The sequence below is a fragment of the Streptomyces sp. NPDC053367 genome, assembly GCF_044545925.1.
GTDB lineage: Bacteria > Actinomycetota > Actinomycetes > Streptomycetales > Streptomycetaceae > Streptomyces.
Window position 1 is genome coordinate 466,023 of sequence record NZ_JBITYN010000007.1, and the last position, 12,712, is coordinate 478,734.

The 12,712-nt window shown below is 71.3% G+C and carries 19 protein-coding genes; 6 read left to right on the top strand and 13 right to left on the bottom strand.

Annotation, left to right across the window (positions count from 1 at the left end; all coding sequences use genetic code 11):
* Position 1 precedes the first annotated feature (1 nt).
* The 5 genes from ACIGXJ_RS22135 to ACIGXJ_RS22155 all read right to left on the bottom strand — a co-directional run bounded on the left by ACIGXJ_RS22135 (position 2) and on the right by ACIGXJ_RS22155 (position 3,307).
* The gene (locus ACIGXJ_RS22135; RefSeq protein WP_399647959.1) at positions 2-967 is read right to left on the bottom strand and encodes a YgfZ/GcvT domain-containing protein; all 966 of its coding nucleotides are present in this window, start codon (positions 965-967) and stop codon (positions 2-4) included.
* A gap of 10 nt (positions 968-977) precedes the next feature.
* Complete coding sequence (locus ACIGXJ_RS22140) at positions 978-1,415, bottom strand: Fur family transcriptional regulator (protein WP_399647962.1); 438 nt, start codon at positions 1,413-1,415, stop codon at positions 978-980.
* Positions 1,416-1,469: 54 nt separating this feature from the next.
* Positions 1,470-2,045: an FABP family protein gene (locus ACIGXJ_RS22145; RefSeq protein WP_399647964.1), complete on the bottom strand. Its 576-nt coding sequence runs from the start codon at positions 2,043-2,045 to the stop codon at positions 1,470-1,472.
* A 228-nt stretch (positions 2,046-2,273) separates the two neighbouring features.
* Entirely contained in the window at positions 2,274-2,483 is a 210-nt protein-coding gene (locus tag ACIGXJ_RS22150) for a DUF397 domain-containing protein (protein ID WP_399647967.1), read from the bottom strand.
* On the bottom strand, positions 2,465-3,307 hold the full coding sequence (locus ACIGXJ_RS22155) for a helix-turn-helix domain-containing protein (RefSeq protein WP_399648115.1): 843 nt from the start codon (positions 3,305-3,307) through the stop codon (positions 2,465-2,467). Before ACIGXJ_RS22155 ends, ACIGXJ_RS22150 begins: the two co-directional genes overlap by 19 nt.
* A 163-nt stretch (positions 3,308-3,470) precedes the next feature.
* Here ACIGXJ_RS22155 and ACIGXJ_RS22160 point away from each other — a divergent pair, with 163 nt between their 5' ends.
* From ACIGXJ_RS22160 to ACIGXJ_RS22170, 3 genes are read left to right on the top strand one after another with little or no spacing between them, the layout of a single operon-like run.
* Complete coding sequence (locus ACIGXJ_RS22160) at positions 3,471-3,815, top strand: hypothetical protein (protein WP_399647969.1); 345 nt, start codon at positions 3,471-3,473, stop codon at positions 3,813-3,815.
* Positions 3,812-3,988, top strand: a complete 177-nt coding sequence (locus tag ACIGXJ_RS22165) for a hypothetical protein (RefSeq protein ID WP_399647971.1) — start codon at positions 3,812-3,814, stop codon at positions 3,986-3,988. The genes ACIGXJ_RS22160 and ACIGXJ_RS22165 overlap by 4 nt, the downstream gene beginning before the upstream one ends.
* A 16-nt stretch (positions 3,989-4,004) precedes the next feature.
* Positions 4,005-4,367: a DsrE family protein gene (locus tag ACIGXJ_RS22170; RefSeq protein WP_399647974.1), complete on the top strand. Its 363-nt coding sequence runs from the start codon at positions 4,005-4,007 to the stop codon at positions 4,365-4,367.
* 8 nt (positions 4,368-4,375) lie between these two features.
* Here ACIGXJ_RS22170 and ACIGXJ_RS22175 read toward each other — a convergent pair whose 3' ends face one another.
* From ACIGXJ_RS22175 to ACIGXJ_RS22210, 8 genes are all read right to left on the bottom strand, one after another.
* Positions 4,376-4,636 carry a DUF3099 domain-containing protein gene (locus ACIGXJ_RS22175; protein WP_399647976.1) on the bottom strand — a complete coding sequence of 87 codons (261 nt, stop codon included), beginning with the start codon at positions 4,634-4,636 and terminating at the stop codon, positions 4,376-4,378.
* Between the two features lie 77 nt (positions 4,637-4,713).
* The gene (locus ACIGXJ_RS22180; protein WP_110628959.1) at positions 4,714-5,001 is read right to left on the bottom strand and encodes a DUF1416 domain-containing protein; all 288 of its coding nucleotides are present in this window, start codon (positions 4,999-5,001) and stop codon (positions 4,714-4,716) included.
* A 35-nt stretch (positions 5,002-5,036) separates the two neighbouring features.
* Positions 5,037-5,882 (bottom strand): sulfurtransferase, encoded by an 846-nt coding sequence (locus ACIGXJ_RS22185; RefSeq protein ID WP_399647980.1) that lies wholly within the window; start codon positions 5,880-5,882, stop codon positions 5,037-5,039.
* Positions 5,883-6,021: 139 nt separating this feature from the next.
* A complete protein-coding gene (locus ACIGXJ_RS22190; RefSeq protein ID WP_350310325.1) occupies positions 6,022-6,102 on the bottom strand; it encodes a putative leader peptide in 81 nt (26 codons plus the stop codon).
* A 298-nt stretch (positions 6,103-6,400) separates the two neighbouring features.
* Positions 6,401-7,138, bottom strand: coding sequence for a DUF2993 domain-containing protein (locus ACIGXJ_RS22195; RefSeq protein WP_399647983.1), 738 nt, complete (start codon positions 7,136-7,138; stop codon positions 6,401-6,403).
* A gap of 101 nt (positions 7,139-7,239) precedes the next feature.
* Positions 7,240-8,322 carry a hypothetical protein gene (locus ACIGXJ_RS22200; protein ID WP_399647985.1) on the bottom strand — a complete coding sequence of 361 codons (1,083 nt, stop codon included), beginning with the start codon at positions 8,320-8,322 and terminating at the stop codon, positions 7,240-7,242.
* Between the two features lie 8 nt (positions 8,323-8,330).
* Positions 8,331-8,585, bottom strand: a complete 255-nt coding sequence (locus ACIGXJ_RS22205; RefSeq protein ID WP_399647988.1) for a MoaD/ThiS family protein — start codon at positions 8,583-8,585, stop codon at positions 8,331-8,333.
* Between the two features lie 57 nt (positions 8,586-8,642).
* On the bottom strand, positions 8,643-9,479 hold the full coding sequence (locus ACIGXJ_RS22210; protein ID WP_399647991.1) for an alpha/beta hydrolase: 837 nt from the start codon (positions 9,477-9,479) through the stop codon (positions 8,643-8,645).
* A 180-nt stretch (positions 9,480-9,659) separates the two neighbouring features.
* Between ACIGXJ_RS22210 and ACIGXJ_RS22215 the strand changes: the two genes are divergently transcribed.
* The 3 genes from ACIGXJ_RS22215 (at position 9,660) to ACIGXJ_RS22225 (ending at position 12,656) form a co-directional block, all read left to right on the top strand.
* Complete coding sequence (locus ACIGXJ_RS22215; RefSeq protein ID WP_399647993.1) at positions 9,660-10,439, top strand: winged-helix domain-containing protein; 780 nt, start codon at positions 9,660-9,662, stop codon at positions 10,437-10,439.
* Between the two features lie 97 nt (positions 10,440-10,536).
* Positions 10,537-11,559 carry a LacI family DNA-binding transcriptional regulator gene (locus tag ACIGXJ_RS22220; RefSeq protein ID WP_399647996.1) on the top strand — a complete coding sequence of 341 codons (1,023 nt, stop codon included), beginning with the start codon at positions 10,537-10,539 and terminating at the stop codon, positions 11,557-11,559.
* 107 nt (positions 11,560-11,666) lie between these two features.
* Positions 11,667-12,656 (top strand): S1C family serine protease, encoded by a 990-nt coding sequence (locus ACIGXJ_RS22225; RefSeq protein WP_399648117.1) that lies wholly within the window; start codon positions 11,667-11,669, stop codon positions 12,654-12,656.
* Positions 12,657-12,712 lie beyond the last annotated feature (56 nt).

The window sequence follows — 12,712 nt, forward strand, 5'->3', positions numbered from 1 at the left end:
CTCAGGGCTCGACCACGGCCTCCTGGGCCGCCGCCGTGTCGCCGGCCACCAGGCGGGCGTCCACGGGAACGTTGCGCTTGACCAGGGCCAGGGCGATCGGGCCGAGCTCGTGGTGGCGTACGGAGGTCGTCACGAAGCCGAGCTTGCGGCCGTCGGGGCCGTCGTCGGCGAGACGGATCTCCGTGCCGGGCGCCGGGAGGTGGACCTCGCTGCCGTCGAGGTGCAGGAAGACCAGGCGGCGCGGGGGCTTGCCCAGGTTCTGGACGCGGGCGACGGTCTCCTGGCCGCGGTAGCAGCCCTTCTGGAGGTGCACGGCCGTGCCGATCCAGCCCAGCTCGTGCGGGATGGTGCGGTGGTCGGTCTCGAAGCCGAGCCGCGGACGGTGCTGCTCGACCCGCAGGGCCTCGTACGCCAGGATCCCGGCGGCGGGCCCGGCCGTCTCGGCGTACGACTCCAGGTCCGCGCGCGGGAGGAAGAGATCACGGCCGTACGCCGTCTCACGGACGACGACCCCCTCGGGCACCGGCGCGATGGACCCGGCCGGCAGGTGCACGACCGCGAAGTCCGCGGTGCGGTCTGCGACCTCCACGCGGTAGAAGAACTTCATCGACTCCAGGTACGCGATCAGCGACTCCTGGCTGCCGGGCTCGACATGCGCCCAGACCGTCGCACCGTCGTCGACCAGGTACAGGGCGTGCTCGATGTGGCCGTGCGCCGAAAGGATCAGCGCCTCCGTCGCCTCGCCGGCCGGCAGCTCGCTGACGTGCTGGGTGAGCAGCAGATGCAGCCAGCTCAGCCGGTCCTCGCCGGAGACGGTGACGACACCGCGGTGGGAGAGGTCCACGAAACCGGCGCCGTCGGCGAGGGCGCGCTGCTCGCGGAACAGGTCGCCGTAGTGGGCGGCGACGCCTTCGTCCACGCCCTCGGCGGGAACGGCGCCGGGCAGGGACAGCAGGGGGCTCTTCATAGCCTCAAGACTACGACTCGGTAGTTGAAGCCTTCCCGGTGCAGTCCTTGCAGCGGCCGAAGATCGCGAAGTGCTTCAGATCGGTGTCGAAGCCGAACTCCTCGCGCAGCTTGGCCGTGAAGCCGGCGGCCACCGACAGATCGGCCTCGATGACGTTGGAGCAGTCCCGGCACACCAGGTGGATGTGGTGGTGCCGGTCGGCCAGGTGGTACGTCGGCGCCCCGTGCCCCAGGTGCGCGTGACTGACCAGCCCCAGCTCCTCCAGCAGCTCCAGGGTCCGGTACACCGTGGAAATGTTGACCCCCGACGCCGTCTTCCTCACTTCCGCGAGGATGTCGTCGGGGGTCGCGTGCTCCAGGGTGTCCACGGCTTCGAGCACAAGCTGCCGCTGCGGGGTCAGCCGGTAGCCGCGCTGCCGCAGATCACTCTTCCAGTCGGTGCTCACCACACCCACGAGTCTAGGACCACGCGGCTCGAGGCCCGCCGGAAGACGGCGGCCGGCCTACTTGAAGAAGGCGATCCCGTCGTCCGGCAGGTCCTGCGGCAGGGCCTTCGCCCAGCGCTCGACCTCCTCGGGCGTGACGACCTTCTTCAGCTGGGCCGACATGTAGGGGCGCAGCTCGACCTCGGGGGTCTGCTTCTCGCCGACCCACATCAGATCGCTCTGGACGTAGCCGTAGAGCCGCTTGCCACCGCTGTACGGCCGGGAGGCCGCGGTGCGCGCGACGGCGTCCGTGACCAGGTCGATCTGCGGCTTCTTGTCGGCCATCTCGCCGTACCAGATCTCGATGACACCGTCGTCGCGGGTCATCGTGACCTCGACCTGGCGCTTGTCGTCGATACGCCAGAAGCCGGACTCCGACTCCAGGGGGCGGACCTTGTTGCCGTCCTGGTCCAGCACCCATGTGTGCGACCGGTACTCCAGGAAGTCACGTCCGTCGTGCGTGAAGGAGACCTCCTGGCCGAAGTTGCACTTCTCGGAGCCGGGGAAGTCGTGCACGCCGGCACCGGCCCACTTGCCGAGCAGGAAGGCCAGCGGGACGAGGCTCTTGTGGAGGTCGGACGGGATCTCGATCATCAGCGGAAGTTCCTAGACGTGGTTCAGCGCTGGCCCTGGTACAGCTTCTTCACGGTCAGCCCGGCGAAGGCGATGACGGCGACGGCCACGGCGACCAGCAGCAGCTCGAAGAAGAGGATCACGGGGCGCTCCTTGGTGAGCGGAGGGTTACGAATGCACGGCCGGCCCCCAGCTTACGCCGCCGGCCCCCGGCCTTCTCTGTGAGGTAGGCCCGCCGCGCACCACCGCTCAGCCGGCCAGGTCGCCCTTCCGCACACCGCCCACGAAGGCCGACCACGCGCCCGCGCCGAAGAGCAGGGGGCTGCGGGTGGTGTCCTTGCTGTCACGGACGGGGACGAGGGAGGGGAGGCTGTCGGAGACTTCGACGCAGTTGCCGCCGTCCGTGTTGCTGTAGCTGCTCTTGCGCCACGTCACGTTGCTCAGGTCGATGGCTCGCACGGCACTTCCTCCAGCTTCCGAAGAATGAACGCCCGCGACTCGGCAGCGCTCAGCGCAAGGTCGCGCACCGCATCATAGGCACGGAGCAGGCGCTCAACCCGCCCTGTTTCCTCGACCAGTTCACCCCATACGTCGTTCTCTGCATAGGCCACCGTCCGGCCGTCCAGCAGCCGCAGGAACATCACGTCACTGTTCACCAAGCCGTGCAGCCCGGTGCCCAGCGGCAGCACCTGAAGGGTGACGTTCGGGCGCTCAGACATCCGCACCAGGTGCTCCAGCTGCTCACGCCAGTCGCCTGGATTGCGCAGGGAATTGTGCAGCACCGCCTCGGAGAGGACCACGCGGAACGGCGGCGCGTCGTCCGATTCCAGGAGTATCCGCCGCCCGAGGCGGGCATCGACCTGCTGCTCGAGTTCGCGGCCCTGAAGACCACCCGCCGCGAGCGCCTCCCGCACGAACCCGGGCGTCTGAAGCAGACCAGGCGGCAGGATCACGGAGTACTGCGACAGGGCCATCGCCTCCGCCTCCAGCACCATGTACCGCCGGTACTGCTCCTTGAACTGCGTCGGGTCGGCCATCGCCAGTTCCCACAGGGTCAGCAGCAGTCCCGGCGTCTCGTAGAACTGGTCCAGCGCCTCCGCGATCTCAGGGCCGCCCAGCGTGTGCCCGTTCTCCAGCCGGCTGAGGGTGGAGGCGTCCCAGCCGACGGCGTCCGCCAGGTCTCGTAAGGTCATCCCCTTTTTGGCCCGCAGGAGCCTCAGCTCCTCGGCGAACCGCAGCCTCGGCTCCTGACTCCTGCCCGTGATCGCCCGCCTCGGCGGCATGTGTCCCTCCCGGCTGTTGCGTTTGTTGCATTTGGAGCGCCCCTTGTTGCGTTTGCGCCCGTTCCCCTCGCGGTCCGCCCCCACGCTGCGACATGCTCGGAACACGCAGAGTAGTGCAACTGTCGCATTACGTACAGATGTTGGGCAAAAGGAGAGATACCGCATGGAACCCGGAACCCTTCTCTACGACCCCGCCACCGACAAGGTCGGCGAGTACCAGGACCGCTCGGGGCCCTACGCCCTGCTGCGGCCGATCGGCGGAGGCCGCGAGTGGCAGGCGGACCCCGCTGCGCTGCGGCCCGCGACCGACCGGGAGCGGATCGGTGCCGGGGTCCGGGCCGCGAACAGCCGCACCCGTGAACTGCTGCCGCCCCGGCCCGTGCCCGGCTGCTCCCTCTGCGCGGAGCTGGCGGGACTGCGGGAGGCCGCGCAGGCGGCGTACGACCGCAGTGCGGAGACGGACGCGAACGTGCTGCTGCGCCAGCACCAGCGGCAGGCGCACGCATGACCCGGCGCCGGATCATCCAGGAGGCGAGCCCGAGGTACGCCGTGCCGCCCCCGCTGCTGCCCCCGCCCCCGGCGGAGCCGAGCCGCAGGGAGGACGTCCTGTGGACCGTCCTGCTGACCGCCGTCAGCGTCGGGAGCCTGCTCGTGGCGGCCGGCCTGCGCCTTCTGCTGTAGCGGCTACGCTGCCCGCATGGCGAAGAAGCTGGTGATCAAGGTGACGGCCGGGGCCGACGCTCCCGAGCGGTGCTCGCAGGCGTTCACCGTCGCGGCGGTGGCCGTGGCGAGCGGCGTGGACGTGTCGCTGTGGCTGACCGGGGAGTCGGCGTGGTTCGCGCTGCCGGGCCGGGCGGCCGAGTTCGAGCTGCCGCACGCCGCGCCGCTGCCGGATCTGATCGACTCGCTGCTGGCGGGCGGGAGGATCACGCTGTGCACGCAGTGCGCGGCCCGCCGGGAGATCACCGAGAAGGACGTCATCGAGGGCGTGCGGATCGCCGGGGCGCAGGTGTTCGTGCAGGAGGCGCTGGCGGAGGACACGCAGGCGCTCGTCTACTGAGACGCCTCCTACCGCGGCCGTTTCTTCCCGTCCAGCTCGTCCCACCACTCGTCGGACTTCGGATCGCCGGACGGGTCGTCCCACCAGCGGTCGTCCGGCCCTCGCCGGTTCGCGACCATCGCGGCGACCGGCGGGATGACCATGGCGACCACGCACATCCCGACCGCGGCCTCCGTCGACCACAGCCGTACGAGGGCCCACGCCAGGACGAACAGCACCAGGCAGGTGCCCATCATGGCGAAGTAGACGTGCCGTCGCCGTGCGTACATGTCTCCAGCGTAGAACGCCGTAGGACCGCACCTCAGGCGTCCAACCCGAGAGATGCGGTCCTACGGTGCTCAGGCCGTCAGACGGCGATCGCGACCTCCGCGAGGCCGCCCTGCTGGGCGACGACCGTGCGGTCGGCGGTGCCACCGGGAACGAGGGCGCGAACGGTCCAGGTGCCCTCGGCGGCGTAGAAACGGAACTGGCCCGTGGCGGAGGTGGGGACCTCCGCGGTGAACTCGCCGGTCGAGTCGAGCAGGCGCACGTAGCCCTGCACCGGCTCGCCGTCGCGGGTCACCTGGCCCTGGATGGTGGTCTCACCGGGCTTGATCGTCGAGGCGTCGGGGCCGCCGGCCTTCGCTCCGCACATGTTGAACTCCTTGAGGGGTAAAGGTCGGGGAGGTCTTACTTGTTGGCGCCGAGCTCGATCGGCACGCCGACGAGGGAGCCGTACTCGGTCCAGGAGCCGTCGTAGTTCTTGACGTTCTCCACGCCCAGCAGCTCGTGCAGCACGAACCAGGTCAAAGCCGAGCGCTCACCGATGCGGCAGTAGGCGATCGTGTCCTTGGCGAGGTCCACCTGCTCCTCGGCGTAGAGCTCCTTGAGCTCCTCGTCCGACTTGAAGGTGCCGTCGTCGTTGGCGTTCTTCGACCACGGGATGTTGCGGGCGCTCGGGACGTGGCCCGGACGCTGCGACTGCTCCTGCGGCAGGTGGGCCGGGGCGAGCAGCTTGCCGGAGAACTCGTCGGGCGAGCGGACGTCGACGAGGTTCTGCGAGCCGATCGCCGCCACCACGTCGTCGCGGAAGGCGCGGATGGAGGTGTCCTGCGGCTTGGCCTTGTACTCGGTCTTCGCGCGCTCGGGGACCTCGTCGCCGGCGACCAGCTCGCGGGCGTCCAGCTCCCACTTCTTGCGGCCGCCGTCGAGCAGCTTGACGTTCTCGTGGCCGTAGAGCTTGAAGTACCAGTAGGCGTACGAGGCGAACCAGTTGTTGTTGCCGCCGTAGAGGATCACCGTGTGGTCGTTGGCGATGCCCTTCTCCGACAGGAGCTTCTCGAAGCCCTCCTGGTCGACGAAGTCACGGCGGACCGGGTCCTGGAGGTCCTTGGTCCAGTCGATCCGGATGGCGTTCTTGATGTGGTTCTTCTCGTAGGCGGAGGTGTCCTCGTCGACCTCGACGATGGCGATCGTCGGGTCGTCCAGGTGCTCCTGCAGCCAGTCGGCGTCGACCAGGACGTCGCTGCGGCTCATGCTTCTTCTCCTCCGGGGCAGTTACGGCGGGGGTGTGCGGGAAGGGTGCGGGTGCGCGGCCGGGCGTGCGGCGGCGCACACGGATGCCCAGGGCAGGGCGGCTGGGGAAGGCGGTCGGCCGGCTGCGGTGCCGGGCCGCTCAGAAGGTGCGACAGAGCATGGCGGCGACGCGGCACAGGTCTACTGCCCGCCGCTTCGTGAGATCCGCCTGTCGCTTCATGCCGTCGATCGTAGGGACGGACAGCGGGGCGTGTCACCGGCGTGTCGCATACTGAGACACGATCGTCCGCATTCCGGGACCGGTTACGGCCGACAGCCCCTCCCGCGCGGCCCCCGGCCCCCTGCTCGGCCACCGGCATCTGCGCTGCGGACGGCCCCGTCTCGCCCTTCGGACAGCCGCCCGATCAGAGCGGCACCCCGGCACCACCGGCGCCACCGGCGCCACTGCCGGCCCCCCGGCACCGCGGCACCGCGGCACCGCTGCACCCGCAGGGCCGTCCGGCACCTACAGCGCCGCCCTACCCGGCCAGGCGGACGTTCGAACCCTTCACGGAGATCTCCACGCCGTCCTCGGCGGCCTCCACCTTGTCCAGCCGGATGCCGCCGGGGAGCTGCTCTATCACCTGGTCGAAGTCGGTGATCTCGCGGACCCGGTCCTCGGCGATGGAGACGCCGCCCATCTCGGGCAGCGCGTCGGCCTTCACACGGACGGTGTCGCCCTCGACGGTGACGGTGCTCAGCACGTCGACCGGCCGGGGCAGCTTCGCACCGAGGACCGTCGCCTCGACCGCGACCTTGATCTTGCCGTTGCCGCCGTCGGAGAGGCCGACGACCTGCGCGGTGACGCCGGGAGCGACCTGCGTGGGCTCGGACTTGGCGGTCCGCAGCAGCTCCTCGTAGGAGATCGTCGCCACACCGGTCGCGGTCGACGCGGTGGCGGAGCTGTAGTCGCCCTCGAAGCGGACGCCCTTCATGCTCGCCCTCAGGTCGTCGATGCGGATCTTCTCCGCGCCGTCGCCGGTGGCCGCCTCGTAGTCCGTGATCCCGACCTCGACGTCGTCCAGCTCACCGCCGGCCACCTGGGTCAGGAACGGGAAACCCTTGATCGACACGTCCGGGGTCTCGGCCAGGCCCTCGCTGGTGCGGAGCTTGTCCGCGGCCTCGTCCTCGGCGAAGTTCACCGCGAGGCGGTCGGCGACGACGAAGAGAGCACCGAGCACGACTATGACGATCCCCAGTATCCGCAGCGCTCGCATGTTCCCCACCCTCGGCGTCCGTCCGGTCGGGTGTCACGGTAACCCGGTGCGGGGCGGGGACCGCCGGATTGTCGATCAGCTGTGACGGAACGCCGCCCCGGCTACAGGCCCCGGCCCAGCACCCAGACCACCGGTGCCGCCGCCGCCAGCGGAAGGGCGACTCCCGCCGTGAAGTGGACGAACCTCGACGGGTAGTCGTAGCTCGCGACCCGGTGGCCGATCAGCGCGCACACCGCCGCGCCCGCGCCCAGGACGGCGCCCGCGGGGCCGGCCCCGGTCATACCGCCGACCGCGATCCCGGCGCCGGCCGCCGCGAGCAGCGCCACGACGACCGAGGCGGCCGTCGGCAGGGGCAGGGCGCGGGCCAGTACGGCCACCGCGACCGCGGCCGCGCCGACCGTGACCGCGTCGGGCTCGGCGGCGAGGAAGCCGGTCGCGAGGATGGCCAGGGCGGCCGAGACGACCGTGGCCATGAGGCCGTACATCCGCTCGTCCGGGTCGGCGTGCGAGCGCAGCTGGAGGACCAGGACGAGCAGCACCCAGACGCCGAGCGTGCCCAGGATGGCCGCGGGGGCGTTGTCCCGCCCCACCACCAGCAGTGCCGCGTCAGCGGTCAGCGCCCCGGCGAAGGCCAGCGCGATGCCCTGCCGGGCCGGCCACATGCCGTTCAGCCGGAACCAGCCCGCGGCGGTGACGCCCTGCAGCACGACGAGCGGCACCAGCAGCGCGTACGAGCCGAGGGCCGCGGCCCCCGACAGCAGCAGACCCAGCGCCGCCGTGAGCAGCGCGGGCTGCATCCCGGGCTCGATGATCGGCGAGCGCCCTTCGAGCCGGGCCCGCTGGGCATCGGTGATCCGCGGGTTCCCGGCGAGGGTGGCGGGCCCGTAGCCGGCGTCGGCGGCGGGTCCGGGGCCGGGCTCGGCGGCGGACCCGGCCTCGTGCCGGGCGTCGTAGGAGCCGTGAGCGGCGTGCACCGCGGCCGGCTCGGCCCAGGGCTCCTGCTGCTGGGGCAGGTACGCCGTCTCGGCGGCGCCCGGGGCGACGGGCTCCTGCGCCTGCGTCTCCCAGGTCTGCCCCTGCCACTGCTGCGTGTACTGCGGGTCCTCGTACGACTGCTGGTACGGCTGCTGCTGCCCGTGGGCGCCGTACGGCCCCGGGTAGTCCTGGTACGGCTGGTTGGTCATCGCTCCGGTCACCCTCCTGCGAACGGCGGGAGCACCTCGACCGTGCCGCCCTCGGCCAGCCGTACCGCGTCGTGCGCGCGCGTCCCGACGGGGTCGCCGTCGACGAGGAACGAGCACCGCAGCAGCACGCGCGTGAGCTCACCCGGGTGGCGCTCGCGCACCGCGTCGAGCGCCTCGGCGAGCGTCGCGGCCTCGTGCGGCTCCTCGGCGACACCGGCCGCGGCCTTGGCGGCGGCCCAGTAGCGGACCGTGACCTTTGCCATCTCGTCCTCAAGTCGGTTCGGCGGTGAACAGTCGGTTCGGCAGTGAACAGGCCCAGGCTAGCCCGCCCGGGACACCGCCCAGTCCCCGATCCTCGCCAGCAGGGCGTCGGCGGCGGCGTGCTCGGCGTGCCCCATGCCCGGCTCGAGCCACAGTTCGCCGTGCTCGCCCGCGGCCGCGGCCAGCATGCGCGGGTGGTCGAGGGGGAAGTAGCCGTCGCGGTCGCCGTGGACGACGAGGAGCGGCGCGGGCGCGATCCGCGGGACCGCCTCCACCGGCGACAGCGGGACCGGGTCCCACTCCCGGTGGTGAATGCGGGTGCGGAACCCGTAGCGGCCCACCAGCCGGCCCGACGGCCGGGTGACCAGCCAGTGCAGGCGCCGCATGGGGGCGGTGCCCCGGTAGTACCAGCGGGCGGGCGCGCTGACGGAGACGACGGCGTCCGGGGCGCCGTACAGCGCCGCGTGCCGCAGCACCACCGAGCCGCCCATCGAGAAGCCGACCGTGACCACCCGCGTGTGCCCGAGCCCCCGGGCGTGGGCGACCGCCGCCTCCAGGTCGAGGACCTCCCGGTCGCCGACCGTGGAGGTCCCGCCGGAGCGGCCGTGACCGCGGAAGGAGAAGGTCAGGACGGCCCCGTACCGCCGGAACGCGGCGGCGATACGGCGTATGTGGGGCTTGTCCACATCCCCGGTGAAGCCGTGGGCGACGACGAACACCAGGTCGACGGGGGGTGAAGCCGAGGAGTCGTATACAACGGACGGCGGATCGTATACGGAATCGATCGCCACCCCGTCGGACGTGCGCAGATACGTCCGCAAGGGTCCCCTCCCGCTCGTCTCGGAATGCGGACGAACGGTGGAACGTGCCACATCACCTGCCGGACCGTCGCTCATGTCGGCTATTCTGCTGGGCAGAGGACTCGGGCAGCGTAGCCCCCGGGTCCTTTTGTGCTTTCGGAAGCGTTGTATACGAAGCGGGAAACCTCAGGCGAACGCTCGTGTATGGGGCACCGGGATCGCAGAGCAGTTCCGTACCGCACACGTCCTCGCAGGGACCGAGGAGGAACCAGACGTATGAGTTCTCTGCTGCTCCTGACCAACGCCCTCCAGCCGTCGACGGAGGTGCTGCCCGCGCTCGGCCTGCTCCTGCACAACGTGCGGGTCGCCCCGGCCGAGGGGCCCGCACTCGTCGACACCCCCGGTGCCGATGTGATCCTGATCGACGGCCGGCGTGACCTGCCGCAGGTGCGCAGCCTGTGCCAGCTCCTGCGCTCCACCGGACCCGGCTGTCCGCTCCTGCTGGTCGTCACCGAGGGCGGCCTCGCCGCCGTCACGGCCGACTGGGGCATCGACGACGTCCTCCTCGACACCGCGGGCCCCGCCGAGGTGGAGGCCCGCCTCCGGCTCGCCATGGGCCGCCAGCAGATCGTCAACGACGACTCCCCCATGGAGATCCGCAACGGCGACCTGTCCGTGGACGAGGCCACCTACTCCGCCAAACTCAAGGGCCGGGTCCTGGACCTGACCTTCAAGGAGTTCGAGCTGCTGAAGTACCTCGCCCAGCACCCGGGCCGGGTCTTCACCCGCGCCCAGCTGCTGCAGGAGGTCTGGGGCTACGACTACTTCGGCGGCACCCGGACGGTCGACGTGCACGTACGGCGGCTGCGGGCCAAGCTCGGGCCCGAGCACGAGGCACTCATCGGAACCGTCCGGAACGTCGGTTATCGATTCGTTACGCCCGAAAAAGTCGAGCGTGCCGCCGACGAGGCCAAGGCCAAGGCCGCCCGGCCAAAGCCGGAGGATGCGGACAACCCGGCCGCGAAGGCCACCGCAGAGGTCACGGCCGACGCGTGACGGACATACGGACGGGGCTCCCCGGGCGCCCGCACGGCCCCCAGCCGGCCCCCTTTACGCCCTGCCCAGGGGCGGTCCATCCGCGTAGACTCCGCGCGTGGCCAAGGTGACTCGGGATGACGTGGCACGACTGGCGGGTACCTCCACCGCCGTCGTCAGCTACGTCATCAACAACGGACCCCGGCCGGTCGCCCCGGCCACGCGCGAGCGTGTCCTCGCCGCCATCAAGGAGCTGGGCTACCGGCCCGACCGGGTGGCCCAGGCGATGGCCTCGCGGCGCACCGACCTCATAGGCCTGATCATCCCCGACGCCCGTCAGCCCTTCTTCGGCGAGATGGCGCACGCGGTCGAGCAGGCCGCCTCCGAGCGCGGAAAGATGGTGCTGGTCGGCAACACCGACTACGTGGGCGAGCGCGAGGTGCACTACCTGCGCGCCTTCCTCGGGATGCGGGTCTCCGGCCTGATCCTCGTCTCCCACGCGCTGAACGACATGGCGGCCGCCGAGATCGAGGCCTGGGACGCCCGTGTGGTGCTGCTGCACGAGCGGCCCGAGTCCATCGACGACGTCGCCGTCGTCACGGACGACCTCGGCGGCGCCCAGCTGGCCGTACGCCACCTGCTGGAGCACGGCCACCCGTACGTCGCCTGCATGGGCGGCACCGCGGAGACCCCGGCCGTCGGCGACCCGGTCTCCGACCACGTCGAGGGCTGGAAGCGCGCGATGTCCGAGGCGGGCCTGTCCACCGAGGGCCGCCTCTTCGAAGCGCCGTACAACCGCTACGACGCCTACCGGGTCGGGCTGGAGATCCTCTCCGGCCCCAGGCGCCCGCCCGCGATCTTCTGCTCCACCGACGACCAGGCGATAGGCCTGCTGCGCGCGGCGCGCGAACTGCGGATCGACGTCCCCGGGGAGCTGGCCGTGGCCGGCTTCGACGACATCAAGGAAGCGGATCTGGCCGACCCGCCGCTCACCACCGTCGCCTCCGACCGCTCGGCGATGGCCCGCGCGGCCGTCGACCTCGTCCTCGACGACGGGCTGCGGGTGGCGGGCTCGCGCCGCGAGCGGCTGAAGGTGTTCCCGTCGCGGCTCGTCCTGCGCCAGTCCTGCGGCTGCGCCTGAGGGCTTCCCCCGGCCTTTTCGCCCCCGCCCTTTATGTCGGGCGTACGAGGTTCTGCCGGGCTTCTCAGGCGGCCCTCAGGAAGCTCTCATGGTCGGGCGTGAAGCTCATGGACATGACCGAGAGCAACGTGAACCCCGAGTGGCCGCCCCCGCCGGCGTACCAGCCGGCCCAGCCGTACGGGCCGTACGAGCCCACCGCGCTCCTCACGGAGCCCGTGGCCCGGCGGCGCGGCAGGAAGCGCGGGCCCGTGGCCCTGCTCGCCGCCGTGGCGATCGTCGCGGCGGCCGTCGGCGGCGGCACCGCGTACGGCATCCAGGAGCTGACCGAGGGCTCCCCCACCGTGGCCGCGTCCTCCACCGGCACCGACGTGGTGCCGGCCAGCCAGAGGGGCACGGTCGCCGGGGTCGCCAAGGCGGTCGGCCCGAGCATCGTGGAGATCAGCGCGACCGGGAACGCCGGCTCCTCCACCGGCTCCGGTGTGATCATCACCGCCGACGGCGAGATCGTCACCAACAACCACGTGATCTCCGGCGCCTCGCAGATCAAGGTCCGCACCAGCGACGGCAAGGAGTACGGCGCCGAGGTCGTCGGCACCGACAGCGCCAAGGACCTCGCCCTGATCAAGCTGTCCGGCGCGTCCGGCCTGAAGGCGGCCACCCTCGGCGACTCCGACGGGGTCGAGGTCGGCGACCAGGTCGTCGCGATCGGCTCCCCCGAGGGCCTCACCGGCACGGTGACCAGCGGCATCGTCTCCGCCCTCGACCGCGACGTGACCGTCCCCACCGACGAGGGACGACAGCAGCAGCCCGACCAGGGCTGGCCGTTCGAGTTCGGCGGCCGTGAGTTCAACGGCGACACCGGCTCCTCGACGACGACGTACAAGGCGATCCAGACCGACGCCTCCCTCAACCCGGGCAACTCCGGCGGCGCGCTCATCGACATGAACGGCAACGTCGTCGGCATCAACTCGGCGATGTACTCCTCCGCTTCGGGCTCCTCCTCGTCCGAGGCGGGCAGCGTGGGCCTGGGCTTCGCCATCCCGGTCAACACGCTGAAGGCCGACCTCGCCAAGCTGCGCGCGGGCTCGACGGAGTGAGCCGGCCGCCGTTCGGCACCGGACGTGCGACGCTGAGAACGAGCGCAGCGAGAGCA

Coding starts and splice junctions, on each gene's coding strand:
- ACIGXJ_RS22190 (WP_350310325.1), bottom strand. CDS start 6,102: ATGAAGCGACAGGCGGATCTCACGAAGCGGCGGGCAGTAGACCTGTGC.
- ACIGXJ_RS22185 (WP_399647980.1), bottom strand. CDS start 5,882: ATGAGCCGCAGCGACGTCCTGGTCGACGCCGACTGGCTGCAGGAGCAC.
- ACIGXJ_RS22180 (WP_110628959.1), bottom strand. CDS start 5,001: ATGTGCGGAGCGAAGGCCGGCGGCCCCGACGCCTCGACGATCAAGCCC.
- ACIGXJ_RS22205 (WP_399647988.1), bottom strand. CDS start 8,585: ATGGCAAAGGTCACGGTCCGCTACTGGGCCGCCGCCAAGGCCGCGGCC.
- ACIGXJ_RS22155 (WP_399648115.1), bottom strand. CDS start 3,307: ATGCCGCCGAGGCGGGCGATCACGGGCAGGAGTCAGGAGCCGAGGCTG.
- ACIGXJ_RS22165 (WP_399647971.1), top strand. CDS start 3,812: ATGACCCGGCGCCGGATCATCCAGGAGGCGAGCCCGAGGTACGCCGTG.
- ACIGXJ_RS22160 (WP_399647969.1), top strand. CDS start 3,471: ATGGAACCCGGAACCCTTCTCTACGACCCCGCCACCGACAAGGTCGGC.
- ACIGXJ_RS22225 (WP_399648117.1), top strand. CDS start 11,667: ATGGACATGACCGAGAGCAACGTGAACCCCGAGTGGCCGCCCCCGCCG.
- ACIGXJ_RS22170 (WP_399647974.1), top strand. CDS start 4,005: ATGGCGAAGAAGCTGGTGATCAAGGTGACGGCCGGGGCCGACGCTCCC.
- ACIGXJ_RS22195 (WP_399647983.1), bottom strand. CDS start 7,138: ATGCGAGCGCTGCGGATACTGGGGATCGTCATAGTCGTGCTCGGTGCT.
- ACIGXJ_RS22175 (WP_399647976.1), bottom strand. CDS start 4,636: ATGTACGCACGGCGACGGCACGTCTACTTCGCCATGATGGGCACCTGC.
- ACIGXJ_RS22215 (WP_399647993.1), top strand. CDS start 9,660: ATGAGTTCTCTGCTGCTCCTGACCAACGCCCTCCAGCCGTCGACGGAG.
- ACIGXJ_RS22135 (WP_399647959.1), bottom strand. CDS start 967: ATGAAGAGCCCCCTGCTGTCCCTGCCCGGCGCCGTTCCCGCCGAGGGC.
- ACIGXJ_RS22210 (WP_399647991.1), bottom strand. CDS start 9,479: ATGAGCGACGGTCCGGCAGGTGATGTGGCACGTTCCACCGTTCGTCCG.
- ACIGXJ_RS22145 (WP_399647964.1), bottom strand. CDS start 2,045: ATGATCGAGATCCCGTCCGACCTCCACAAGAGCCTCGTCCCGCTGGCC.
- ACIGXJ_RS22200 (WP_399647985.1), bottom strand. CDS start 8,322: ATGACCAACCAGCCGTACCAGGACTACCCGGGGCCGTACGGCGCCCAC.